This is a genomic window from Clostridioides sp. ES-W-0016-02, from assembly GCF_020641035.1.
Classification (GTDB): domain Bacteria; phylum Bacillota; class Clostridia; order Peptostreptococcales; family Peptostreptococcaceae; genus Clostridioides.
The window spans coordinates 1,650,580-1,675,912 of sequence record NZ_CP061361.1; the positions used below are offsets into that span (position 1 = coordinate 1,650,580).

Annotated in this window: 24 protein-coding genes and 1 riboswitch; of the genes, 22 read left to right on the forward strand and 2 right to left on the reverse strand. The window is 28.7% G+C overall.

Annotated features, from left to right (window positions below; translation table 11 throughout):
- Positions 1–43: 43 nt before the first annotated feature.
- The 16 genes from hisD (at position 44) to IC758_RS08050 (ending at position 16,209) form a co-directional block, all read left to right on the forward strand.
- Complete coding sequence (gene hisD, locus IC758_RS07975; RefSeq protein WP_227823766.1) at positions 44–1,309, forward strand: histidinol dehydrogenase; 1,266 nt, start codon at positions 44–46, stop codon at positions 1,307–1,309.
- 218 nt (positions 1,310–1,527) lie between these two features.
- On the forward strand, positions 1,528–2,622 hold the full coding sequence (locus IC758_RS07980; protein ID WP_227433006.1) for an ROK family protein: 1,095 nt from the start codon (positions 1,528–1,530) through the stop codon (positions 2,620–2,622).
- Between the two features lies 1 nt (position 2,623).
- On the forward strand, positions 2,624–3,574 hold the full coding sequence (locus IC758_RS07985; RefSeq protein WP_227823768.1) for an N-acetylglucosamine kinase: 951 nt from the start codon (positions 2,624–2,626) through the stop codon (positions 3,572–3,574).
- Positions 3,567–4,751: a hypothetical protein gene (locus IC758_RS07990; RefSeq protein ID WP_227823769.1), complete on the forward strand. Its 1,185-nt coding sequence runs from the start codon at positions 3,567–3,569 to the stop codon at positions 4,749–4,751. Before IC758_RS07985 ends, IC758_RS07990 begins: the two co-directional genes overlap by 8 nt.
- A 12-nt stretch (positions 4,752–4,763) precedes the next feature.
- Positions 4,764–6,260: a sugar ABC transporter ATP-binding protein gene (locus IC758_RS07995; RefSeq protein ID WP_227482377.1), complete on the forward strand. Its 1,497-nt coding sequence runs from the start codon at positions 4,764–4,766 to the stop codon at positions 6,258–6,260.
- 24 nt (positions 6,261–6,284) lie between these two features.
- Positions 6,285–7,235, forward strand: a complete 951-nt coding sequence (locus IC758_RS08000) for an ABC transporter permease (RefSeq protein ID WP_227433013.1) — start codon at positions 6,285–6,287, stop codon at positions 7,233–7,235.
- A 23-nt stretch (positions 7,236–7,258) separates the two neighbouring features.
- Positions 7,259–8,221: a sugar ABC transporter substrate-binding protein gene (locus IC758_RS08005; protein ID WP_227845867.1), complete on the forward strand. Its 963-nt coding sequence runs from the start codon at positions 7,259–7,261 to the stop codon at positions 8,219–8,221.
- Between the two features lie 368 nt (positions 8,222–8,589).
- On the forward strand, positions 8,590–9,234 hold the full coding sequence (locus IC758_RS08010; protein WP_227823771.1) for a YitT family protein: 645 nt from the start codon (positions 8,590–8,592) through the stop codon (positions 9,232–9,234).
- 168 nt (positions 9,235–9,402) lie between these two features.
- On the forward strand, positions 9,403–9,546 hold the full coding sequence (locus IC758_RS08015; protein WP_227823772.1) for a hypothetical protein: 144 nt from the start codon (positions 9,403–9,405) through the stop codon (positions 9,544–9,546).
- A 50-nt stretch (positions 9,547–9,596) separates the two neighbouring features.
- Complete coding sequence (kdpF, locus tag IC758_RS21210; RefSeq protein WP_413927710.1) at positions 9,597–9,647, forward strand: K(+)-transporting ATPase subunit F; 51 nt, start codon at positions 9,597–9,599, stop codon at positions 9,645–9,647.
- Between the two features lie 45 nt (positions 9,648–9,692).
- Complete coding sequence (gene kdpA / locus IC758_RS08025) at positions 9,693–11,369, forward strand: potassium-transporting ATPase subunit KdpA (protein WP_285894830.1); 1,677 nt, start codon at positions 9,693–9,695, stop codon at positions 11,367–11,369.
- Between the two features lie 24 nt (positions 11,370–11,393).
- Positions 11,394–13,451: a potassium-transporting ATPase subunit KdpB gene (kdpB, locus tag IC758_RS08030; protein WP_227860867.1), complete on the forward strand. Its 2,058-nt coding sequence runs from the start codon at positions 11,394–11,396 to the stop codon at positions 13,449–13,451.
- Between the two features lie 18 nt (positions 13,452–13,469).
- Positions 13,470–14,096, forward strand: coding sequence for a K(+)-transporting ATPase subunit C (locus IC758_RS08035; protein WP_227433020.1), 627 nt, complete (start codon positions 13,470–13,472; stop codon positions 14,094–14,096).
- 237 nt (positions 14,097–14,333) lie between these two features.
- Positions 14,334–15,242 carry a cysteine synthase A gene (cysK, locus tag IC758_RS08040; RefSeq protein ID WP_227433021.1) on the forward strand — a complete coding sequence of 303 codons (909 nt, stop codon included), beginning with the start codon at positions 14,334–14,336 and terminating at the stop codon, positions 15,240–15,242.
- A 26-nt stretch (positions 15,243–15,268) separates the two neighbouring features.
- A complete protein-coding gene (gene epsC, locus IC758_RS08045) occupies positions 15,269–15,859 on the forward strand; it encodes a serine O-acetyltransferase EpsC (RefSeq protein ID WP_227860868.1) in 591 nt (196 codons plus the stop codon).
- A gap of 161 nt (positions 15,860–16,020) precedes the next feature.
- Entirely contained in the window at positions 16,021–16,209 is a 189-nt protein-coding gene (locus IC758_RS08050) for a ferredoxin (protein ID WP_227433029.1), read from the forward strand.
- A gap of 53 nt (positions 16,210–16,262) precedes the next feature.
- Here the strand turns inward: IC758_RS08050 and IC758_RS08055 are convergent, their stop codons facing one another.
- Together IC758_RS08055 and IC758_RS08060 are read right to left on the reverse strand one after the other, a co-directional pair.
- Positions 16,263–17,132, reverse strand: a complete 870-nt coding sequence (locus IC758_RS08055; RefSeq protein WP_227851091.1) for a methionyl aminopeptidase — start codon at positions 17,130–17,132, stop codon at positions 16,263–16,265.
- A gap of 143 nt (positions 17,133–17,275) precedes the next feature.
- A complete protein-coding gene (locus tag IC758_RS08060; protein ID WP_227482387.1) occupies positions 17,276–18,529 on the reverse strand; it encodes an anthrax toxin lethal factor-related metalloendopeptidase in 1,254 nt (417 codons plus the stop codon).
- A 291-nt stretch (positions 18,530–18,820) separates the two neighbouring features.
- Here IC758_RS08060 and IC758_RS08065 point away from each other — a divergent pair, with 291 nt between their 5' ends.
- The 6 genes from IC758_RS08065 (at position 18,821) to IC758_RS08090 (ending at position 25,306) form a co-directional block, all read left to right on the forward strand.
- Positions 18,821–19,132: a GIY-YIG nuclease family protein gene (locus IC758_RS08065; protein ID WP_227433034.1), complete on the forward strand. Its 312-nt coding sequence runs from the start codon at positions 18,821–18,823 to the stop codon at positions 19,130–19,132.
- A gap of 93 nt (positions 19,133–19,225) precedes the next feature.
- A riboswitch (TPP riboswitch) is annotated at positions 19,226–19,318 on the forward strand.
- 103 nt (positions 19,319–19,421) lie between these two features.
- On the forward strand, positions 19,422–20,216 hold the full coding sequence (gene thiD / locus IC758_RS08070; RefSeq protein WP_227834565.1) for a bifunctional hydroxymethylpyrimidine kinase/phosphomethylpyrimidine kinase: 795 nt from the start codon (positions 19,422–19,424) through the stop codon (positions 20,214–20,216).
- Positions 20,217–20,238: 22 nt separating this feature from the next.
- Positions 20,239–21,030 (forward strand): hydroxyethylthiazole kinase, encoded by a 792-nt coding sequence (gene thiM / locus IC758_RS08075; protein ID WP_227433036.1) that lies wholly within the window; start codon positions 20,239–20,241, stop codon positions 21,028–21,030.
- A 21-nt stretch (positions 21,031–21,051) separates the two neighbouring features.
- Positions 21,052–21,684, forward strand: coding sequence for a thiamine phosphate synthase (gene thiE, locus IC758_RS08080; RefSeq protein WP_227831105.1), 633 nt, complete (start codon positions 21,052–21,054; stop codon positions 21,682–21,684).
- A 136-nt stretch (positions 21,685–21,820) separates the two neighbouring features.
- Positions 21,821–22,123, forward strand: a complete 303-nt coding sequence (locus IC758_RS08085) for a PTS sugar transporter subunit IIB (RefSeq protein WP_227433038.1) — start codon at positions 21,821–21,823, stop codon at positions 22,121–22,123.
- 426 nt (positions 22,124–22,549) lie between these two features.
- Positions 22,550–25,306 carry a sigma 54-interacting transcriptional regulator gene (locus IC758_RS08090; protein WP_227433040.1) on the forward strand — a complete coding sequence of 919 codons (2,757 nt, stop codon included), beginning with the start codon at positions 22,550–22,552 and terminating at the stop codon, positions 25,304–25,306.
- The last annotated feature ends 27 nt before the right edge of the window (positions 25,307–25,333 follow it).

Sequence of the window (25,333 nt, forward strand, 5' to 3'; positions counted from 1 at the left end):
TTTATTGCTAGAATGATAACATTATAAAACTAGGAGGGAAAAGATGAAGATTATAAAAAAATCAAATATAAAAGAAAAGGTAGATGAAAAAATACTAAGAGAACAAGTAAGTTCTATAATAGAAGATATAAGAAATAATAAAGAGACTGCGTTGAAAAAATATAATGAAATGTTTGATAAAAACACAAGAGATGAATTCAGAGTTACTGAAGAAGAAATAAAAGAAGCCTATAAACATGTAGATGAGGAGTTTATAAACAATTTGAAAATTGCTGCTAAAAATATAAGCGAATTTGCAAAAGCCCAAAAGGCTAGTTTCGAAAATTCTTTTGAAAAGGAAATCTATCCAGGCGTTATTTTAGGTCAAACTAATATTCCTATAGAGTCATGCCTTGCATATGTTCCAGGTGGACAATATCCTTTATTTTCAACAGCTCTTATGCTTATAATACCTGCAAAAATTGCAGGAGTAAAAAGAATAGTGGCATGTTCACCAACTATGAAAAACACTAAAAATATAAATCCTAAAACATTAGTAGCTATGGATATAGCAGGAGCTGATGAAATATATGCAACTGGAGGAGTTCAAGCTATAGCAGCATTTACATATGGTACAGAAAAGGTTAAACCTGTTGATATAATTGTAGGACCAGGAAATAAGTTTGTAACAGAAGCTAAAAGACAATGTTATGGGCAAGTCGGAATTGATTTTGTAGCTGGTCCAAGTGAAGTTCTTATAATAGCTGATGAAACTTCAAATCCAGTCTATATTGCAGCTGACTTGTTGGCACAATGTGAGCATGATTTAAATGCAAGAGGTATATTATTAACTGATAGTTTAGAAATAGCACAAGAGGTTGAAAAAAATATGAAAATCATGTTAGAAGATTTACCAACAAAAGATATTGCATATAATTCATGGAAAAATAATGGTGAAATAATACTGGTTGATGATATAGATGAAGCAATAAAAATAAGTAATTTTTATGCACCAGAACACTTAGAAATAGCAGTAAATAAATATGAAGAAATTTGTGATAAATTAACTAACTATGGCTCATTGTTTATTGGAAACTTATCTGCTGAGGTATTTGGTGATTATGTTTCAGGTACAAATCATACACTACCAACATTAAAAGCATCAAGATATACTGGTGGTGTTTGGGTTGGTACTTTTATAAAAACTTGTACAAAGCAAATATTAAATGAAAAAGCTATAAAAGTGTTAGCCCCTGTTGCAGAGAAGCTAGCAAAAGAAGAGGGATTATATGCACATGCAAAGGCAGCAGAAGTTAGATTTAAGAAGTAGATAAAGAGAGTTTTAATTGTTATAAAAATGTATACTGCAATAAAAAATAAAATTTTAGAAACAATTATTTATATTATAGTTGAGAATTTAAAAGAAATAAATTTAGAAATAACCTATTTTAAATTTATTTCTTTTTTATTGGAATAATATTGACAAATTTAACCTGTAACTATTATACTAAACTTAATAAATAAAGTTTATAAAGTAAGGTGTTGTTTATGAAAAATATAGTTGGAAAGCCACAAACGATAAAAAAAGTAAATGAAGACTTAATAAAAAATATTATAAAAAATGATGGACCTATAACAAAGCCAGAAATTTCAAGCATTACTGAATTGAGTTTAGCAACAGTTAATAAAATTGTAGAACAATTAGCTTTGAAAAATGAAGTGAAAGTAAGTGGATTAAATGAATCTACTGGAGGAAGAAGAGCTCAACTATTTGAAATAAATGCAGACTTAGAACATATAATAGCCTTGTATTATTATAGAAACAGCTGTATAGGAGTAGTTGCAAATTTATTAGGTGAAATAACTTATCAAGAAGAGTTCAATATAAGAATGGATACATATGAAAACGTTAACCAGGATACTTTTTTTGTTATAGATACTTTGATTGAAAAAGTAAGGGGAAACAATATAAGAGCGATTGGAATTGGTGTTCCAGGAGTTGTAAAAAAAGGTGTAGTCAAAAACATTCCAACAATAAAAAGTTGGGAAGGTATAGATTTAGAAAATTTAATAAAGAGTAAATATAACACTAAAGTATTTATAGAAAATGATACAAATATTACCACTATTGGAATTTATCAAAAACAGTACAAAGACGAATATAAAAATATGGCACTTATGTATTTAGATGATGGTATTGGCTCAGGTATAGTTATAAATGGTGAATTATATCTAGGTTCTACAAATTTTGCTGGTGAACTAAGCTATCTAAATATAGAGTTTAGCAAGTATAACTATGATAACTTAAATATTGAAGATTACATTATGAGTTTAAGAAAAAGATATTTAAAGAGCAAAGATAATAAATTTAAGAAAGAAATTTTATCTATAATATCAAATTTTGTAAGGACTCTTGTTTGTGTTTTAAATCCAGAAGCTATGATTATACAATGCAATATATTAACTAAAAGTGACATGGAATTTATAGAAGAAGATGTAAATAAAAGTGTTGGAGGAGAAAATTTCCCTAGACTAATAAAAGTGGAGTCATTGAGAGAGGGAAGTATAAATGGGGTAATTAGTATGTGTTTAAAAGAAACTGACTACCAATATTCCCTATCTAATAAAAAAGGAGGATATTAATGTGAAATATTTGATTTCAATAGATGGAGGGGGAACAAAAACAAAATTTTGTGTAAGTGATTTAGATGGAAATATACTTAAAGAACATACTACTGGTTCAACTAATTATAAGTCAGTTGGAGTTCAAAAAACATATGAAAATATTAATAATGGATTTGAGAAAATATTAAAAGATTTACATATTGACTATAACGATATTGAGTACACTGTATTTGGTATATCTGGATGTGATTCTCCAAATGATTATAATATTATAATGGATGAAATATTAAAAGTTGGGTTTAACAAAGAAAAAATATATTTAGTAAATGATGCAGTTTTAGCCTTTTATGCGCAAACTGATGCTCCTGGCTTAGTAATTGTAGCTGGTACAGGTTCAATTGTATTAGGAATTAGGGAAGATGGAGACATATATAGAGTTGGTGGATGGGGATATAATTTTAGCGATTTGGGTTCTGGATATGATATAGGAAGAAAAGTACTAAAGAAAGTTTTACTTTATTGTGATGAGTGCCATGAATATAGTGATTTATTTGATTGTGTTTTAGATTTCTTTAATGCAGATAGCTTTAAGAAACTTACATATATGATTACTGAAATAAATAACAATGTTGAAATAGCAAACTTAGCTTCATTAGTGATTGATTGTGCTAAACGAGGTGATAAATTAGCTATTGAAATACTGAGAGAGTCATCGATTGAACTGTCCAAATTAGCTCAAGTAATATTAAGTAAAATATTTAATTCAATGAAAAACAATAAAAGTGAAATAGATATAGTTTTATCTGGTGGTACATTAAACAAAACTATATATGCTCAAATGTTAATGGACAACTTAAGGGAAGAAAATACAGATAAAAAGTTAAAATTTATACTTCAAGAAAATCAGCCAGTATATGGAGGGATAAGACTTGCTATGGCGTTAGCTAATAGGAGGGTCAAACATGGATAGGAAAAAAATAGTTGTACAAATCTTTACAGGTGGATTCAAAAATAAAGAAATAAAATTTAATGATATAAAATGTAAGCTATTAGAATTAATGGAATGTATTGATGTAGAAAAGGTCATTATGGGTTGGAGTGTAGACAAAGAACTATATGTAAAGACTAAAAAACTATTAAAAAAATATAATGTTGAATTATATCTTTGGTTCCCATGCTTTTCGGAAGTAGGATTACTTGAAAAAAGTAATCTATTAGTTGATTATACTGGAAAAGAAGTTAAAGGATATGCATTACAAGAAGATGAAAACTTTGAATTTTATTGTCCAAATAATAAGGGAAATATAGAAAACATAAAGAAAATATATAGTACTTATTTTAGTGAAATTGAGTTTGATGGAATTTTTTTAGATAAGATAAGGTATGGCTCTTTTTCTAATAAATTAAATGGTGTTTTTAATTGTTTTTGTAAAGATTGTTTAGATATATATGAAAAAAATAATATTGATAAAAGGTCATTAATGATAGAAATGGATAATGTATCTAATGAAGTTATAGTTAGTGAAGATACTCCATTTGGTATAACAGAATACATTAATGGAAAATACAAATTTAAAAATAAAATATGGGAAGATTTTTTTGAAATGAAAAGTCAAAATATATATAACGCACTAGTGGATATAAGTAGTTATTTTAAAAGTAAAGGATTGAAAATAGGGATAGACACTTTTTCCCCTTTTATCTCTTACTTTGTAGGTCAAGATTTAGAAAAATTACAAGAAGTAGCAGATTTTATAAAACCAATGATGTATAGAATTACTAAAGCTCCAGCAGGTTTGCCATTTGAATTTGAAAGATTAATTGATGAATCAGTACATGAAAATAAAGAGATTGCAAAAAGAAATTTATTAGATATTTTAGGAATTAGAGAGTATGAAGGAGATATATATCCTATAAAATTTGTGCTAGAGGAAATCGATTTTATAACAAAAAATCTTATCAAAGATATATATGTAGGTATTGAAATAAATAAAAAAGAAATTATAGCTCCTGTTACACCTAAATATATAAGTGAAAATATTTCAAACATAAATAAGACAACAGTAAAAGGGTATGTACTATCTTGGGATTTGTTATCAGCACCAAAAGAAAATATTGATGAAGTTATAAATTGGTTTAGGAATTAGTGAGGTGATATAGTGAGTAAGATACTAAAAATGCAACAAATATACAAAAGTTTTGGAAAGGTAGACGTTTTAAATGGTATAGATTTTGAACTAGAAAAAGGAGAAGTAAGAGCCCTTTTAGGAGCTAATGGAGCAGGAAAATCTACACTTATTAAGATTCTAGGAGGAGTCCATTCTCAAACTAAAGGTAAAGTGATTTTAGCTGGCAATGAAATAATGTTTAAAAACCCACATCATTCTAAAGAAAATGGTATTAGTATAATTTATCAAGAATTAAGTTTAATACCAACTCTTACAGTTATTGAAAATATTTTTTTAGGTAGAGAGACTTTAAAAGGAATTGTGTTTTTAAATAAGAAAGATATGCTAGAAGAATACATGAAAATTTGTGAAGATTTTGACTTTAATATAGACCCACATGTAGTAGTGTCTAATTTGAGTGTAGCAAATCAACAAATGGTTGAGATAATGAAAGCAGTTTCATGTAATTCTGAAATCATCATAATGGATGAACCTACAACATCACTTACTAATAATGAAAAAGAAGGATTATTTAAAATAATAAACAGATTGAAATCTAAAGGTAAGACTATAGTTTACATTTCTCATATACTAGAGGAAGTTTTTAAAATATGTGATAGTGCAAGTATAATGAAAAATGGAACTATGATTGGAACTTATGATGTAAAAGATTTAACTAAATTAAAAATAACTCAACTTATGACAGGAAATGATAATCACAAACTTATTGAGAAGAAGGATTATACATTTGCAAAATATGAAGAAGCTCCTGTATTAGATGTTAAGAATGTAAGTTGGTCTAATAAAATAAAAAATGTTTCATTTAAAGTTTATAGAGGTGAAGTTGTAGGTCTTGCAGGTCTTGTGGGTTCAAGAAGAACTGAAATTATAAATTTAATATTTGGGATAGATAATAAAGATAGTGGAGATATATTTATTAATGGTAAAAATGTAGATATAACTTCTCCTAAAGTTGCTATAAAAAATAAAATAGGGTTAATCCCTGAAGATAGAAAAAATCTTGGGCTAATTTTGGAACAAGCTATATATACTAATTCGGCATCAGTACAAATTGATAAATTTAAGAAATTCTTGTTTATAGATAAAAATAGAGAAATTGAGTTTTCTAAAAAGGGTGTCAAGGAACTAGGAATAAAAGTTAGTGATGTAAAACAAGAAGTAAAAGAACTTAGTGGTGGAAATCAACAAAAAGTAGTAGTCTCTAAATGGTTAGACAAAGACTTAGATTTAATAATATATGACGAACCAACAAAGGGAATAGATATTGCTGCAAAAGAAGATATTTTTAATACAATAAAAGAATTTTCAAGTAAAGGGATAGGAGTAATCTTTATATCTTCTGATTTGGAAGAAGTAATAAGAGTAAGTGATAGAATTTTAGTGACAAGAGAAGGTTCTATTGTAGATGATTTAAAAAATGAGAATATAAAAGTTCAAGATATAATGAACAGTATATTTAATGTATAAAAGAAATGAAAATGGAGGACTGAGATGAAAAAAGCTTTTGAGAAATTGAATTTAAGAGATTATGGAGTATTACTAGGTTTTTTGGCTTTATGTATAGCGATAAGTGTTGCAACTCCATCATTTTTAGGTAAACAAAATATACTTAATCTTTTGCGACAATCTTCTATAATTGGAATAATTTCGGCAGGTATGACTTTTGTTATAATATCTGGAAACTTTGATATATCAGTTGGGGCAGTAGCAGCTCTTGCAGGTGCTATAACGATGAAATTTGCGACTGGTGGAACCAATTTATTTGTATCTATGCTTTTAGGTATAGCAATTTGTGCAGTAATAGGACTAATAAATGGGATAGTAGTTGCAAAGATAAATGTACCATCGCTAATAGCTACTATGGCTATGGTTACTATTGTAAGAGGATTGCTTTTGATGCTTACAGGAGGATATCCAATTACTGAAAATATACCAATACTCGATTATATTGGAAATGGATATTTATTTAATATACCAATACCAGTAGTAATTTTCTTTATAGTAGTACTAGTTGCATTTATTGTACTAAATAAAACTAAGTTTGGTAGATATGTTTATTCTGTAGGAGGTAATCAAGAAGCAAGTAAACTCAATGGTATAAATGTGGATTCCCATAAAATAAAAGTATTTATTATTAATGCTGTACTTGCAGGAATAGCTGGGATTGTACTAACTGGAAGACTTGGAACGGCAACTGCGATTGCAGGTGAAGGCTATGATATGGATGCTATTGCATCTGTTGTAATCGGAGGGACATCAGTAGCAGGAGGCTCTGGCTCTGTACTTAAAACTGTTATAGGTGTGTTACTTATGAGTGTTATAAACAACAGTTTTAATCTTCTTGGAATAGATGTATATTTCCAATACATATTTAAAGGTTTAATAATTTTAGCAGCAGTTGGATTTGATTCTTATAGCAAGAAAAAGCTTGCTTCAAGATAAAAAATAAGAGGGGGAAATTTTTTATGAGAAAATTAATGAAACATTTAGCATTATTACTATCACTTGCTATGATATTCAGTTTAGTTGGATGCTCAAATGATAGTGGAAAAGGAAAAGATGGAGAAAAAAAGATAGCCGTATTGTTGCCAGGTTCAACAGGTTATTTTGTAGCAACTAAACAAGGTATAGATGCAAAATCTAAAGAATTAGGTGTAAATGTAGAATATGCAGATGCTCAATGGGATGCTAGTAAACAATTATCACAAGCTGAAGATTTTATGGCTAAAGGAGTAGATATGATTGCATTATGTGGAGTTGATTCTGCTGTAAGCGAGAGAATAGTTAAGGCTGCTAATGATTCAGAAGTTCCTATAATAGCATTTACAAATTCTATAGGAAGTAACTCAACTGGAGAATTTAAAGGCTTAGTTACCTATATAGGGCAAAATGAGGAAGAAACAGGAGCATTAACAGGTAAAATTGCTAAAAACTTATTAGGAGAAGCTGGTGGAAAAGCTGTATTAATAGAAGGTGTTCCAGGAACTACTCCACAAGTATTAAGAAAAAAAGGTCTTGAAAAAGAATTAAAAGATAGTAACATACAAATAGTTTATAACCAAACTTCAAATTGGGAGAAAGAGCAAGCCTTAAAGGTAACAGAAGATTTAATTCAAAAGAAAACTGATTTTAATGTTATAATATGTCAAGATGATAACTCTGCTACAGGAGCAGGACAAGCTTTAAAAGATGCTGGTCTTAAAGATAAAGTTAAAGTTATAGGTTTAGGTGGAAGTAAAGACGGATTAAAAGCTGTAACTGATGGGTTAATAGATGGTACAACTTATATGTCTGCTGTTGAAGAAGGTGCATTAGTCATAGAAAAGGCATCTAATTTCCTTAAAGGCGAAAAAGTTGAACCTGTTACACAAATTAAACAAGTTGAAGTCAACAAGGATAATATTTCAGAATTTAAGGGTGAATGGTAAGATATTACATACATTAAAATTGAGAGAGTTACTTTATATAGTTTCTAAAGTAACTCTCTCTTTAAATCCAACCTAGTAATAAGTTATTGGATAGTATTTCTAAACAAATAAAAAATTAATATAAACAAAGACTTATTTATACTAAATTATAAGTCAAATTAATATAAACTTATGTAAAATGAGAAAACATTTAAAGGATTGAAAATACTAAGGTTCAAAAGAATTATTAAAAAAACATAAAAAAACATAAAAAAACTATTGAAAAAAATAAAAAAATTTTGTATAATTAAAGTTTTAAAAAGTGTGGTATACAAAGCCAATTCTTTTGTATATAATATATATAAATTAAGAAAAAGGAAGGGATATGTATGGCCAGGCGGTTATTTTTAGAAAGAATTGGACTTATATTATTAGGTTCAGCAATATTAGCATTTGGAGTTTATAATTTTTACTATCTAAACAACATAACAGAAGGTGGAGTGTTAGGTATTTTACTACTGTTAAAAAATTTATTCAACATACAACCAGCAATAGCAAATATTGTAATTGATGGTTTACTACTTTTAGTAGGATATAAATTTTTCGGTAAAAAATTCCTAATATATTCAATAGTAGCTTCTATAAGTTTTTCAGTATTATATGATTTATTTGAAGCTATAGGACCTCTTGTACCACAATCACAAAATATGCTTTTATCAACTATTTTGGCAGGTATAACTGTAGGAGTAGGAGTAGGGATAATAGTAAAAGCAGGTTGTGCATCGGGAGGAGACGATGCTTTAGCATTAGTAATTTCTAAGACTACATCTTTGAACATAGGGCAAGTTTATCTAGCAACAGATGTTATTGTATTGTTGTTATCATTAGTTTACCTATCCGCATTTGATATTTTTTATTCTTTAATTGCTGTTACGATTAGTGGTAAAGTAATTGATTTTATTTACTATCATGGTAAAAATTTAGATATGGATATGAGTATGGATATGAGTAATGAAATAGTTCCAGAATGTTAATATAAACTAAATAACAGTATTTTTGAAAGGTGGCAAACTTGCCTCCTTTTTTTATGTCTAAATTAAGTAGAGAAGAGCTAATTTTATATTTATGCAATACTAATCAATAATAGATGTATCTTAACCCTATCTTTATACCTAAAATGATAAGATAAATGAAGTAGCAATATGAAACCAAAACGTATCAAAGAAACTAAAGTAAATGGAGGAGTCGAAATGTTAGATATAGTGATGATAGTGTCACTGGCTATAGGATTTATTTCCATGAAGTTGCTTGCTGGCTGGTGTGGGAAACAAACTGAAAAAAAATAATGTAATGTATGGAGGTATTACCTATGTGGTTTCTGGCAGTTGTAATTGTAATGTTGATAGTATATTTGGTGTATGCGCTTATTAATCCTGAAAAATTCTAAATAGTATAGAGGTAATAAGCAAGTTGAATTGGGGGGAAAATTTTTATGGTACAGATAGTAATAGTATTGGTGATATTTATGGTTTTAGTAATACCTATGGGTAAATATTTATATCATATATCCACTAACCAAAAAACATTTGGAGATAAAGTGTTTGATAAAATAGACAATGGCATATATAAGGTATGTAGCATAGATAAGAAAAAAGAAATGAATTGGAAGCAATATGCTTTAGCTTTATTAGTTACAAATGCAGTCATGGTGTTTATAGGATATGTAATACTTAGAACTCAGAGCATGCATATTTTTAATCCTAATGGAATTAAAGGTATGGAACAAAGTTTATCATTTAATACAATAATAAGTTTTATGACAAACACGAATCTTCAACATTACTCAGGTGAAACAGGGCTTTCATATCTTAGTCAAATGACAGTGATAATATACATGATGTTTACATCAGCAGCAACAGGATATGCAGCGGCCATGGCATTTGTAAGAGGGTTAGTAGGCAAAAAGAAAACATTAGGCAACTTTTATGTAGATTTAATTAGAATAACAACAAGAGTACTTTTACCAGGGGCTTTAATTGTTGGTGTTATATTAGTTACACAAGGAGTACCACAAACTTTTGCTGGTACAGAAACAATAACTACTATAGAAGGAAAACTTCAAGATATAGCTAAAGGTCCTGTGGCAGCACTTGAATCAATAAAACACTTAGGAACAAATGGAGGAGGATTTTTTGGTTCAAATTCATCACATCCATTTGAAAATCCAACAATAATATCAAATATAGTAGAGATGTTATCTATGATGATATTACCAGGAGCTTGTGTTGTTGCATTTGGACATATGATAAAGAATAAAAAACAAGGTTGGGTTGTATTTGGTGCAATGTCAATCATATTTTTAATAGGTTTAGTGGTTTGTTTTAGAGCAGAAAGTGCAGGAAATCCTATCTTATCACAATTAGGACTTAATCAAAGCATGGGAAGTATGGAAGGTAAAGAAGTTAGATTTGGTATAGCTCAATCAGCATTGTTTACGACAGTGACGACTTCCTTTACAACTGGTACAGTTAACAATATGCATGATACTTTAACTCCTCTAGGAGGATTAGTACCACTTTTAAATATGATGTTAAATGTCGTATTTGGCGGTAAAGGTGTAGGTCTTATGAATATGCTAATGTACGCTATAATAGCAGTATTTTTATGTGGATTAATGGTAGGAAGAACACCAGAATTCTTAACTAAGAAAATTGAAGGAAAAGAAATGAAGCTTATAGCTTTACTTATTATATTACATCCACTTTTGATACTTATGTTCTCTGGACTTGCAGTAGCACTACCAGCAGGTCTTGAGGGAATTTCAAATCCTGGATTCCATGGATTATCACAGGTTTTGTATGAGTTTGCATCTTCAGCAGCTAATAATGGCTCAGGATTTGAAGGTTTAGGAGATAATACTATGTTCTGGAATATAACAACAGGTATAGTTATGTTTTTTGGAAGATATGTGTCTATTATAATATTACTTGCAATATCAAGTTTATTAGCATCTAAGAACTCTGTAAATGAAAGCATAGGAACACTTAGAACTGATAATTTCACATTTACAATAATTTTAGTATTGGTTGTTTTAATTGTTGGTGCTTTAACATTTTTCCCAGCCTTAGCGCTTGGACCTATTTCAGAGCATCTAGTATTATGGCACTAAAAAATTGGGAGGGAGTAAAATTTTATGGAAACTAAAAAAACAAAGTTTATTACAAAAGATATTTTCAAAACTTCCATTATAGAAGCTTTTAAAAAATTAAATCCTAAATATATGATGAAAAATCCAGTTATGTTTGTTGTAGAGATTGGATTTATAGTAACTTTGATACTTACAATAGTACCTAGTTTGTTTGGAGATGAAGGTAATAACTTAAGAGCTTATAATGGGATTGTAACAATAATACTATTTATAACTGTTCTTTTTGCAAATTTTGCTGAAGCTGTAGCTGAAGGTAGAGGAAAAGCACAAGCAGATACATTAAAGAAAACTAGAAAAGATACAGTTGCAAGAGTTTTAGATAAATTAGGAAATGAAAAAATGATAAGTGCAAGCGAGCTAAAACTGGGAGATATTGTTTTAGTCAATGCAGGAGAAGTTATTCCAAATGATGGAGAAGTAATAGAAGGTATAGCTTCTGTGGATGAGTCAGCAATAACTGGAGAATCTGCACCTGTTATGAGAGAATCTGGAGGAGATTTCGCTTCTGTTACAGGAGGAACTACAGTTGTAAGTGACTGGCTAAAAATAAAAATAACAACAAAACCAGGAGAATCCTTCTTAGATAAAATGATAGCTCTTGTAGAAGGAGCTTCAAGACAAAAAACACCAAATGAAATTGCTTTAAATACTTTATTGGTGGGATTAACACTTATATTTATGGTTGTTTTAATCTCTCTTTATCCAATGGCAAATTATGCAGGTGTAAAGATTCCAATTTCTACTATGATAGCACTTTTGGTGTGTTTAATACCAACTACTATAGGTGGATTATTGTCAGCTATTGGTATTGCAGGTATGGATAGAGTAACTAGATTCAATGTTATTGCAATGTCAGGAAAAGCAGTAGAAGCTTGTGGTGATGTTGATACTATGATTTTGGATAAGACAGGTACTATTACTTATGGAAATAGACTTGCATCAGAATTTATAGCAGTTGGAAATGCAGATTCAAAAGATTTAATAAACTATGCTGTTATGTGCTCATTAAAAGATGACACACCAGAAGGAAAGTCTATAGTTGATTTAGGGATAAAACTAGGTTCAACAGGAAAAACAAAAGAGGCCGAAGAAGCTGAGTTTGTAGAATTCTCTGCACAAACTAGAATGAGTGGTATAAATTTATCTGATGGAACAGCTATTAGAAAAGGGGCTTATGACAGTATAATAAATCGAGTAAAATCTTCTGGTGGATTAGTACCAGACGATTTAGAAGAAAGTGTGAATAGAGTAGCAAAATTAGGTGGTACACCTCTAGTAGTGTGTGTCGATAATGAGATATACGGTATTATCTACTTAAAGGATACAGTAAAATCAGGTCTTGTAGAAAGATTTGCTAGACTTCGTGAGATAGGAATAAAGACAATCATGTGTACAGGAGATAATCCTTTAACAGCAGCCACAATTGCAAGAGAGGCTGGAGTAGATGGATTTATTGCAGAATGTAAACCAGAAGATAAGATAGATGCAATAAAAAAAGAACAATCTGAAGGTAAAATAGTTGCTATGACAGGGGATGGAACAAATGATGCTCCTGCACTTGCTCAAGCAGATGTGGGTCTTGCTATGAATAGTGGTACAACATCTGCAAAGGAAGCAGCAAACATGGTAGATTTAGATTCAGACCCAACTAAAATATTAGAAGTGGTTGAAATAGGAAAACAGCTTTTAATAACACGTGGTGCTTTAACAACATTCAGTATAGCAAATGATATTGCAAAATACTTTGCAATTATACCAGCTATATTTACCCTTGCAATACCTCAAATGGAGATATTAAATATAATGAAGCTTTCTACATCATTTAGTGCGATATTATCAGCTTTAATATTTAATGCTATAATTATCCCATGTTTAATACCTCTTGCTATGAAAGGGGTAAAATATAGACCTATGAAATCGCAAGCTATGCTAATGAGAAATATGCTTATTTTTGGTCTTGGTGGGGTTATAGTACCATTTTTAGGAATAAAAGTAATTGATTTATTAATTACACCTTTAGTAATGGTTCTTAATTTAGGTTAATAAATGGAGGATATAAAAATGAAAACATTAAAACCAGCATTGCTTGTAAGTCTTGTATTGTTATTTGTTTGCGGACTTGTATATCCACTTGTTTTAACAGGCGTAAGTCAAGTTGCATTTAAAGATAAAGCTAATGGAAGTATGATAGAAGTAAATGGCGTAAAGGTTGGTTCAGAGCTTATTGGTCAAAGTTTTACAGATGCAAGATTTTTTAAGGGAAGAGTTTCATCAGTAAACTATAATACTTATACAAAAGAAGATTTAATACCAGATAAGGATGGAAATACAGTTTATGGCGGTGTTTCATCAGGTTCTTTTAATTATGGAGCAACTAATCCAGAGCTTCATGATAGAGTTCAAAAAGACATTGAACAGTTTTTGAAGGATAATCCAGGTGTAAAAAAAGAAGATATACCAACAGATTTGCTTACAGCATCAGGTTCAGGACTTGACCCTAATATAAGTCCCGCTTCTGCAAAGGTTCAGATACCTGCTATAGCAAAAGTATCAGGAATATCAGAGAGTAAATTACAAAAAATTGTAGATGATAATACTTCAAAAAAACTTTTCGGAGTTTTAGGTGAAGATAGAGTTAATGTGTTAAAGGTTAATGTAGAGGTTGCAAAAATATTAGGTCTTATATAGTATTTCGTAGAATTTTTGTAGTGAAGTATTGTGTATGACTTAGCATAAAGCTTGAAGTTTGAAGAGTGAAAATCGATAATGATTTTCACTTTTTTTGTTTGAATATTATTAATATTAGAAATAAAACAATTGAAGGGATAAAATCCAAAAAAAGGTTGCATTATCAAAATGATAATACTATAATATATTTATCGTTATCAATTTGATAATAGAATTGGACATATAGGAGGAAGTAGTATGTTATATAATAACGCATTAGAGTTGATAGGAAACACACCTGTAGTAAGGTTAAATAATTTAGGATGTACTAACGGGTGTTCTAACATATATGTAAAATTAGAAAAAGTAAATCCAGCAGGAAGTATAAAAGATAGAGCAGTTTATGAAATGCTAGAAGGATTAGAAAAAAGAGGAGAATTAAAAAAGGGTGATGTACTAGTAGAAGCAACTAGTGGCAACACTGGTATTGCATTATCCATGATAGGAAGATTAAAAGGATATGAAGTAGTAATAGTAATGCCAGAGACTATGAGTATCGAGAGACGAGATTTAATGAAGGCTTATGGAGCAAATTTAGTACTTACAGATGGAAAAGCTGGAATGTCAGGCTCTATAGAAAAAGCAAATGAACTATTGAGAGAAAATCCAAACTATAAAAGTTTGAAACAATTTGAAAATAAAGACAATCCAAATGCACATTATAAAACAACAGCAGTTGAAATTATGAATGATGTTAGAGATTTAGATATATTTGTATGTGGAGTTGGAACAGGTGGTACTTTAATAGGGACTGCAAGATATTTAAAAGAGCAAAATCCAAATATAAAAGTAGTTGCACTTGAGCCAAAAAAATCTCCAGCTATATCAGAAAATAAAACTGGACCTCATAAAATACAAGGAATAGGAGCTAACTTTGTTCCTGAAAATTATGATTCTAGTGTAGTTGATGAAGTAATATTAGTTGATGATGAAGATGCTTTTGATACAGTTAAATTACTTGCATCAAAGGAAGGGATTTTGGTAGGTATATCTTCTGGAGCAAATATATTTGGAGCTATGGAAATGGCGAAAAAATATCCAAATAAAAAAATAGTAACAGTAGCTCCAGATGGAGTAGATAAATATATGTCCATGGGAATATTTTAATAATTTTATTTGAGGGAGTGAATACTTTGTTTAAAAAAATAAATAAAGATATTGAATATATAATGAAGAATGATCCAGCAGCTAGATCTAAGATAGAAGTTTTTTTACTATATCCATCAGTGCATGCAATGATAATGCATAGAATAGCTCATTTTCTTTATAAGAAGAAGATGCTTTTTTCAGCTAGATTAATATCCCAGATATCCAGATTTATGACTGGTATAGAAATACATCCTGGAGCTAAAATGGGAGAAGGTATTTTGATAGACCATGGAATGGGTGTTGTAATTGGCGAAACAGCTGAAGTGGGAAATAGAGTAACAATATATCAAGGAGCTACTTTGGGTGCTACAGGAAAGGATACTGGCAAGAGACATCCAACTATTGGCGATGATGTATTAATTGGAGCTGGAACAAAAATACTAGGACCTTTAAATATCGGTTCTAATTCAAAAATAGGTGCAAATTCAGTTGTTGTTAAAGATGTACCTAATGGAGCCACAGTTGTTGGTATACCAGCAAAAATAGTGAAAATAAGAAATCTAGAACCTGTAAAAAAGAATAAAAGAGAAGTATCCTACGAATACGAAGAGTTAGACAATGTATATTATATATAGTCATAACACAACTATAAAATAAATTTTATAAAATTTATTTTGAAAAGGTATTATTTTCAAATTTGAGGACATAATAAAAAAGAACTGAAGGTCAAAGTTTTAGTTCGCCAATCGTTGGTAAACAAAAATTTTAAATTTGTAACATCTAGGAGGATTTTATTATGAAAGCAAATGTTAATCAAGATACTTGTATAGGTTGTGGATTATGTCCATCAATATGCCCAGAAGTATTTGACATGGCTGATGATGGAAAATCACATGTTATAGTTGATGAAATACCAAGTGATGCTGAAGAATCAGCAAAAGAGGCTAGAGAAAGCTGTCCAGTTGATGCAATAGATGTGCATTAACAAAAGAAAAGCCTATGAAGATTGAAAGCTCAATCTTTATAGGCTTTTATATTTTATTGAGTTAAAATTTCAATTCCTGTTTCTGTAACTAAAACCATGCACTCCCATTGAGCAGATAATTTACCATCTTTTGTGTAGATAGTCCAATCATTTTCTTCATCAACAAAAATCTCATGAGTTCCTTCATTTACCATAGGTTCTATAGTAAATATCATTCCAGGAACCAACAACATTTCAGTTCCTTTTTTAGAAACATAACTTACAAATGGGTCTTCATGAAAACTTAGTCCAACTCCATGCCCACCAATTTCTCTAACAACAGAATATCCATTTTCTTTTGCATAAGAATTAATAGCATTACCTATATCACCCAAGAATCCCCATGGTTTAGCAGCTTCAAGACCTTTTTGAATGCATTCTTTAGTAACTTGAACCAATTTTTTTGCATTTTCTTTAACATTTCCTACCATAAACATTCTTGAAGCATCTGAGTAATATCCATTAAAAATAGTAGACACATCTATATTTATAATATCTCCATCCTTTAATAGGATGTCTTTACTTGGGATACCATGACAAACTTCATTGTTTATTGATGTACATACACTTTTAGGAAAACCATTATAATCTAGTGGTGCAGGAATAGCTCCATTTTCTAATGTAAAGTTATGGACTAATTCATTTATATCTTCTGTAGACATTCCAACTTTAATTTTGTCCGAAATATAATCTAAAATCTTTGTGTTTATTACAGCACTTTTTTTAATTTCTTCAATTTGTGTTGCATTTTTTATGATGTCGTGAGTAGGTACAATATGACCTAGCTGAGCGAATGAATTTATTTTATTATCTATATCCATATGACATTTTTTATATTTTTTAGTACTTCCACACCAACAAGCATCGTTTCTGTTTAATTTCATAACTCTTCATCCTTTTTATTATTTATTTAAATTATGGGCTACATAAACTATTTTAAAATATAACCATTAGAAATATTATAACATAAATATCAAAAAGTCTTTTATAAAGAGTACTTTATTAAATAGAAATATATTATTAAGTATTAATGTGTTTCATAGCTTAGTTCTAATTCTTCAAGAAAATTATATGTTAAAGGACAATTTTCTTTCAATATATTTTTTGAGTCTTCATCAAGATAATAATGCACAAATGATTCCGCAAAAAATTCTTCTGGGAATTTACTAATATATGCATGTGCAACTTGTTTAGGGTCATAAAGTTTATACCTTTCTTGAATAAACACTTCCATAAATTCTTCTGAATTTGATTTTTTGTCTAATACATTTTTATCTATAGCATGTGCAGTTTCATGTAATTCCAAATTTTTAGCTGAATGAACATTTGCATAACTAGGGTTACTATAACCTATTTTAGCCACAATAGAGTTGTTTCTATATACCCCAGGTACATCTTTCCAAGTTTTACCTGATCTTACCCAGCATGGAGGTAATTGGTGTTTTAAATCACTAAATTCTGGTTCATCAGTTAAATTTGAATTTATTAATTTTATAATTATATCTTTTTCTTTAAGTGTTTGTAGATATTTTCCATTTATGTTTGAAAGTCTGTTTTTCATGTTTTCAACTTCATCTTTATCATAGTCTGAATTATCTGGAAGTATAATCATTTGTTCAATTATATCTATATTACTTTCTCTTATATTTTTACTGTTTTTGTTAACTTCATATTTGAGGCTATCATCTCGATAAAAAGTCATATTTGCATCGTTTTCTGAAAAAGAGGAGTGAATATTTTCTAAATCTAAAATGTTCATTTGATGTAAAATATTTTTTGTTTCACCACTCCATACCACTAAAGAAAGTGAATTAAAGTTAATTAGTGGATTTTCTTTCATTTTTGTTTTATTACTTATACTGACATCGAATACATATTCAATGGAGTTTTCTATATCAAGATTGTTTGTATTCTTCTTAAGATATAGATATGCTTGTCTTAACTCTATATAAATGTTATCTAAAGATTCGTCGAAAAATTCTGATAGATTGTTTGTAAATATTTCTTCACTTAAAAGTTCACTTTTATCAGTTACACTTTCAATTAAAGTATTAATTTCTTTTATCATCTCAGGAATATTTATCTTCTTGCTTGCTTTTTCATCAGATACATTGCATGGTGCAAGAGCAATGCAATAAAAATCTTCTTCTTTTTTATAAAAGGCTTTAAGTGATTTTGACAAAAGTGTAAAGTCTACACCTATCTGTAAATTGACTTTAAATAAGTTCTTTTGTGATAATTCAATATTATTGCTTTTAGCTATAATTAAATTGTTTTCCATAATCATTGCCCCCTTTTTATTAGGTTATCATAATTTTTTTATATATGTCAATTTATTTTTTTGAAAATTATAATTTTTTTGAAAATTTTATTTTTTATATTTGTGAATTTTTTGTTAGAAGAATAAATATGTTATTAATATGTCAAAATTTAGCGTCAAATACTTTTAGAATCTACTTTACGAATTTACATTTGAGTTATTGTTATAGCTGACCAATATATAAAATTTACAGCAGTTTTTTTTATTTTATAATATAATGTTTATATATTTAATTTAAGGATGTGAATTAAGATGTATTTTACATATATTATAAGGTGCAAAGATGATTCTCTATATACTGGATATACTAGCAATATAGAAAGAAGAATGAATGAGCATAAGTCAGGAATTAATTCAAAGTATACAAGAGCAAGGGGATTTAAAAAGTTAGAGGTTTATTTTGTAACAAATACAAAAAGTAATGCAATGAAATTAGAATACTATATAAAAAAGTTAACTAGGGATAAAAAATTATCTATAATAAAAAATCCCAATATACTTATAGATTCAATTGACAATAAAGAAAATTATATTATTGGAGAAGAGATAAAAGAACTGAAGTAAGTGTATTTAATTATATTGTAAATAAGTGTATACAGTGTAAAAACTTGACAATAAATACTATTGTAATATAATGAAGTTATAAATATAATAAATTAAAATAGCTAGGGGAGCCAAGAGCTGAGAGGAATACCGACCCTTACACCTGAACTGGATAATGCCAGCGTAGGAAAGCTTAGTATAAAACTTAAGTATGTATTATTTGTGATATATGCGAATTTCTAAGCTATACCTATTGTAGGTATAGCTTTTTTAGTTAATCTATTTAAATTAAATTTTTAGGAGGGTATAAATGAGTAACTATAAAATACCAACACTTACAATAGCTGGTTCAGATTCATCTGGAGGAGCTGGAATCCAAGCTGATTTGAAAACTTTTAGTGCAATTGGCACATATGGAATGAGTGTAATAACAGCTATAACGGCACAAAACACTCAAGGAGTTTTTGCTGTAGAAGATTTAAGCCAAAGTATAATAAAAAAACAAATAGAGGCAGTATTTGATGACATACCTCCAAGAGCAGTAAAAATAGGAATGGTTTCAAGCCCAGAAATTATACTTGAAATAGTTGAAAATTTAAAAAAATATAATCCAGAATATTTAATAGTAGACCCTGTAATGATATCTAAAAGTGGATATTATTTATTAAAACCAGAAGCAAAGGAGAATCTAATTAAGTATTTAATACCACTTGCATATATAATTACACCAAATATTCCAGAAGCAGAAGAAATTACAGGAATAAAAATACATAATGTAGATGATATGAATAGAGTAGGAAAGAAAATATTAGAGCTTGGACCTAAATTTGTTCTTATGAAAGGCGGACATTTAGATGGAGAAGCAGTGGATATTTTAGTTGGTAAAAATATATTTGAAGTGTATAAAAGTGAAAGAATTGATAAAAAAAATACACATGGAACAGGATGTACATTATCTTCTGCAATAACATCTTATCTTGCATTAGGTTATGAAATAAAAGAAGCAGTAAAATTAAGTAAAATTTATATAACAGAAGCAATAAAAAATAGTTTTGATATAGGTCATGGAGTAGGCCCAGTACATCATTTTTATAAGTTTGAATAATAAAATTTTATGGAGGTAGAATATGTATAATTTAATTGAAGAAGTAAAGAAAGTAAACCCATTAGTAATTCACTATACTAATAATGTAACAATAAATGATTGTGCTAATGTAACTTTAGCTATAGGTGCAAGCCCTCTTATGAGTTTTTCATATGAGGAAGTAGAAGAAATGGTAAGTATAGCAAATGCTGTAGTTATAAATATAGGAACTATGAATTCAAATATATTAGATTTGTTTTTATTGGCTGGAAAGGCGGCAAATAAATACAATAAACCTGTTATCTTAGACCCAGTGGGAGTCTTTGCAAGTAAAGCCAGAGCAGAACTTACAAATAAGCTTTTAAATGAAGTTAAATTTGATGTGGTTAAAGGGAATATAGCAGAAATAAAATTTATAGGTGGCTTTGATGTAATGGGTAAAGGTGTAGATTCCTTTGATGATGAAGAAGATTCTACTGATATAATAAAAAAAGTTTCTGAGAAGCTTGAATGTATAGTTGCAGCAACTGGAAAAATAGATATAATAACTGATAGTAAGAATACATATAAAATAAATAATGGAACTGATAAATTAAAAGGTATTACAGGCACAGGGTGTATGACTGCTAGTTTGATTGCAAGTTTTATGGCTGTGACTAAAAATAAATTAGAAGCAGCTACAATGGGTGTACTTACAATGTCGTTAAGTGGGGAGCTGGCTAATTTAAATAATCCACCAATAGGTACATTTAAAGAAAAGCTAATGAATTCTATTTATCAAATGGATGAAGAGATTATAAGTAAAAACTCTAATATTGAATTTTTAAATGAATAAATGGTCAACAGGAGGCTGTAAATGATAGATAAAGAATGTTTAAAAAAAGACTTAAAGTTATATTTAGTGACTGATTCTGAAATGCTAGAAGGTAGAGATTTTTATAAATGTATTGAAGATGCAATTGTTTCTGGAATAACAACGGTGCAACTCAGAGAAAAAAATGCTTCTGGAAAAGAATTTTTAAAAAAGGCTATGAAGCTAAGGGAAATAACTAGAAAACATGGTGTTAAGTTTATAATAAATGATAGAGTAGATATAGCAATTATTTGTGATGCAGATGGAGTGCATGTAGGACAGAGTGACATTGATGCAAAGGAAGTTAGAAAGCTTATAGGGAAAGATAAAATACTAGGTGTATCAGCAAGAACTTTAGAAGAAGCTATCTGTGCAAAAAATGATGGTGCAGACTATTTAGGTATAGGGTCTATATTTACAACATCTACCAAACTGGATGCTAAATCCGCATCATTTGAAACTGTCAAAGAAATTAAAGAAAAGATAGATATACCATTTGTATTGATTGGTGGTATAAAACTAGATAATGTAGATAAACTTAAGTGCTTAAATAGTGATGGATATGCTATAATATCTGCTGTATTAAAATCTGAAAATATTTCTGAAGAAGTAGAAAAGTGGACATTAAAAATATAAAATGAGTTAAGGTAGTGAAAAAATTGGAAAAATTTGATATAATTTAAAAGTAAAATATAGGAAGTTATAAATGTAAACTTTTCTACATATACTTTTTAATCAAAATATATGTAGATTTGATTAAAAGGAGATATTAATGATTAGGATATTATTAGTGTGTGTTGGCGGTATGTCTTCTACTTTATTGGTAAATAAAATGGAGAAAGATGCAAAGAAAAGAGATATAGACTGTAAAATATGGGCAGTTGGAGAGGGAAATATAAAATCAGAACTTGGTAATTTTGATATTTTGCTTCTTGGGCCACAGCTTAGATTTATGTTTGATGATGTAAAATCTATAGTTGGAGATAAAGCTCCAGTAGCTATAATAGATATGGTAAACTATGGTACTTGTAATGGTCATGCTGTATTAAATGCAGTACTAGAAATACTAAATTAAATTAATCACTGATAGTGAACTCTATGATATAGAGTTCACTTTTTATATTTTATAGTTCTTTTTCAAATTTTTTTATTTTCAACAAGGCTGATTTAAATTGTTCATCTTCATAGACTCTTAATATATAATTAACTTAGAAAAAAATTATTTCTAGAAAAAAATTAATAAAGGAGAATATAAGGTAGAGTTGTTTCTATATGTAAATTATTCCTAAATTTGCACTGATTATATACTTATCCATTTAGATTTTAATCTATTCAAAATACACTTCTATTTACTCGTTTATCAATTTATATGGTAATAATTGGATTTGATTGTATGAAATTAGTGCAGTACTATTTATTAGAATAAAAGAATATAATTTATTTTTTCACTAATATATAAAGGATATACTGGTATCATTGACATTTATATTGGAGGTTGATTATGAAGAATGAAATTTTACGTTTTATAAATGAAAAGGTATTATTTGACAATTTTGATGAACTTAAAAAACAAAGTGGTATAGTAACAGAAGATATAGTAAAAAAGTTTAATTTAAGTAGAACTCAATCAAGCAGATTATTAAATGATTTGGTAAAGTCTGATAATCTTATAAAGATAAATAGTAGACCTGTTATCTTTCTACCAAAAAATAAGATAAATGATGCAATAGGTCCTACGAAAAAAAGTATTTATGAAAGTGTTGATGAACTTAGTAATGAGTGTAAATTATTAAAGCAGGAGATTGTATTTAACAGTATTATAGGTCATGAAAGTAGCCTAAAGGAGGCAATAGAGCAAATAAAAACCGCTGTACTTTATCCAAATGATGGACTTACAATAATGCTAACAGGTGAAAGTGGTGTAGGTAAAACTTTTTTAGCGAAGGTAATATATAAGTATAGTGTAAGTAGTAATATATTAGAAAAAAATGCTCCATATAATGTACTAAACTGTGCACAGTACTATAATAATCCAGAGTTATTATCAAGTATACTATTTGGACATGTCAAGGGGGCTTATACTGGAGCAAATGAATCTAGAGCTGGGTTAATAGAGAAATCTGATGGTGGTATATTATTTTTAGATGAGGTACATAGATTAAACAGTGAAGGTCAGGAAAAGTTATTTACATTTATGGATACAGGTACATTTTCTAGAATTGGAGAGAATGGAGTAAATAGAAGTGCTAAGGTAAGGCTAGTATTTGCTACAACAGAAAGCTTATCTGAGTTTTTGCAGACTTTTTTAAGAAGAATACCTATAAATATTTATGTTCCTAATATAGAGGAAAGAGGAACTATTGAAAAAAGGAAGATTATAGAACATTTTATATATGAGGAAAGTAAGGTGCTTGGTTTACCTATAGAGATAACTCAAATTACATTAAATACGATTTTAAAGATAAAATTCAAAGGTAATATAGGTGAATGTAAAAATGTAATAAAATATGCATGTGGAAGGGCATATGCAAAAAACCAAAAAAGAAATGGAAATATTTTTGTTACACTTCAAGACCTTCCTAGAAATATTTATATAGAAAATGTAGATATATTTCAGTTCCAAAGTGCTAAAAGCAAAAGTATTGTGTTTTCTCCTAAACAATTTAATATTGAGACATCAGATGAAGGAAATAAAAGAAATATAATATATCAAAGTCTTACAAAGTGTTTAGATTATTTTGATAGACTAGAAAAAAAAGAAATAACAAAAGAGATATTTAGTGAAAAGAGCTCAAACTTAATGATTAGGTTAATGGATAACCTAGTTTTTTCAAATAATGATGAAAATAAAAATGTACTTATGGAGCTTATAATATCTATAATGCAGGATATATTTAGAAATTTAGAAGTTAACAACAATATAAAATATGATGGAAATAATGTATTAGCATTTTCTTCGTATCTTTATTTGAAGGATGAGTCTTATCAATTGTCTGATGAATGTAAAATCTTACAAAGTAAATTACTAACATATTTAAAGAAAGAAAATTACAAAGAATACTCTATAGTAAATAAAGTATCGACATTAATAGCAAATAGATTGGATATGTATCTTAATAATGTAGATATAATTATAATGATTATATTTATTAAGTCGACAGTTATAAGAATGAAGTCTAATAAAGTTAATGCAATGATTATAGCACATGGGTATGCTACTGCTAGTAGTATGGCAAATGTATGTAATCGTATGTTGGGTAAAAATGTATTTACAGCTATAGATATGCCTATAGATGCGACAATTGCTGATGTATCAAATCAAATGTCTAGATACTTGGAAGGAGATAGGATAAAAAATGGACTAGTTGTGTTATTTGATATGGGCTCTCTTAATCTGATATATGAAGATTTAAAAAGTAAAATAAGTAGTCCAATGTTGTTTATAGACCAAATATCCACTATTTTTGCACTAGAGGTAGGTAATTTATTAATGCAAGGTAAAAACATTGAAGATATAGCAGAAATTATGGATGAAGAAATTAAACCCAACATACAATTGTATTATCCTCAAAAAAATAAAGAGTATGCTATAGTATCTTCTTGTTTTACTGGGATAGGTACTGCTATAAAAATCCAACATCTACTTTCAGAAAGCTTAATGGGGATAGTTGATGTTAAGATAATACCGCACGATTATGAGAGTCTTGTTTCTATGGGAGATAAAGATCCACTTTTTAAAATGTATGATGTATTGGCCATAGTAGGAACTGCTAATCCAAATGTAAATGGAGTAGATTTCATACTACTAGAGGATATAATATCAGGAAAAGGAGAAGATGATGTCTTTAGAATATTTAGTAAAGTAGTAGAAAGTGAAAAAATCAAAAACATAAATGATTCTATCATAAAGAATTTTTCTCTGATTAGAGTAATAGATAGTCTGACTATTTTAGACTCAAAAAAAATAATAGAGAGAATAGAAGAAGGAATCAATGCTATAGAAAATAATCAAAAGAAAAAACTTCCTAATGATAAAAAAATTGCTTTATATGTTCACTTAAGTTGTATGATTGAAAGATTGGTTAGACAAGCTGAGATTGAAGAATATACTGATATGAATTTATTAATTAAAAACCATCACAGTGAAGTTAAACTAATAAAAAATGCATTTAGTGTGCTAGAAAAGAGCTATAGTGTGCAAATATCTATTTCAGAAATCGGATATATCTATAATATTATTTATGGTCCACTTCAGTAAAATACAGTATTAAAAAATAAATAAATA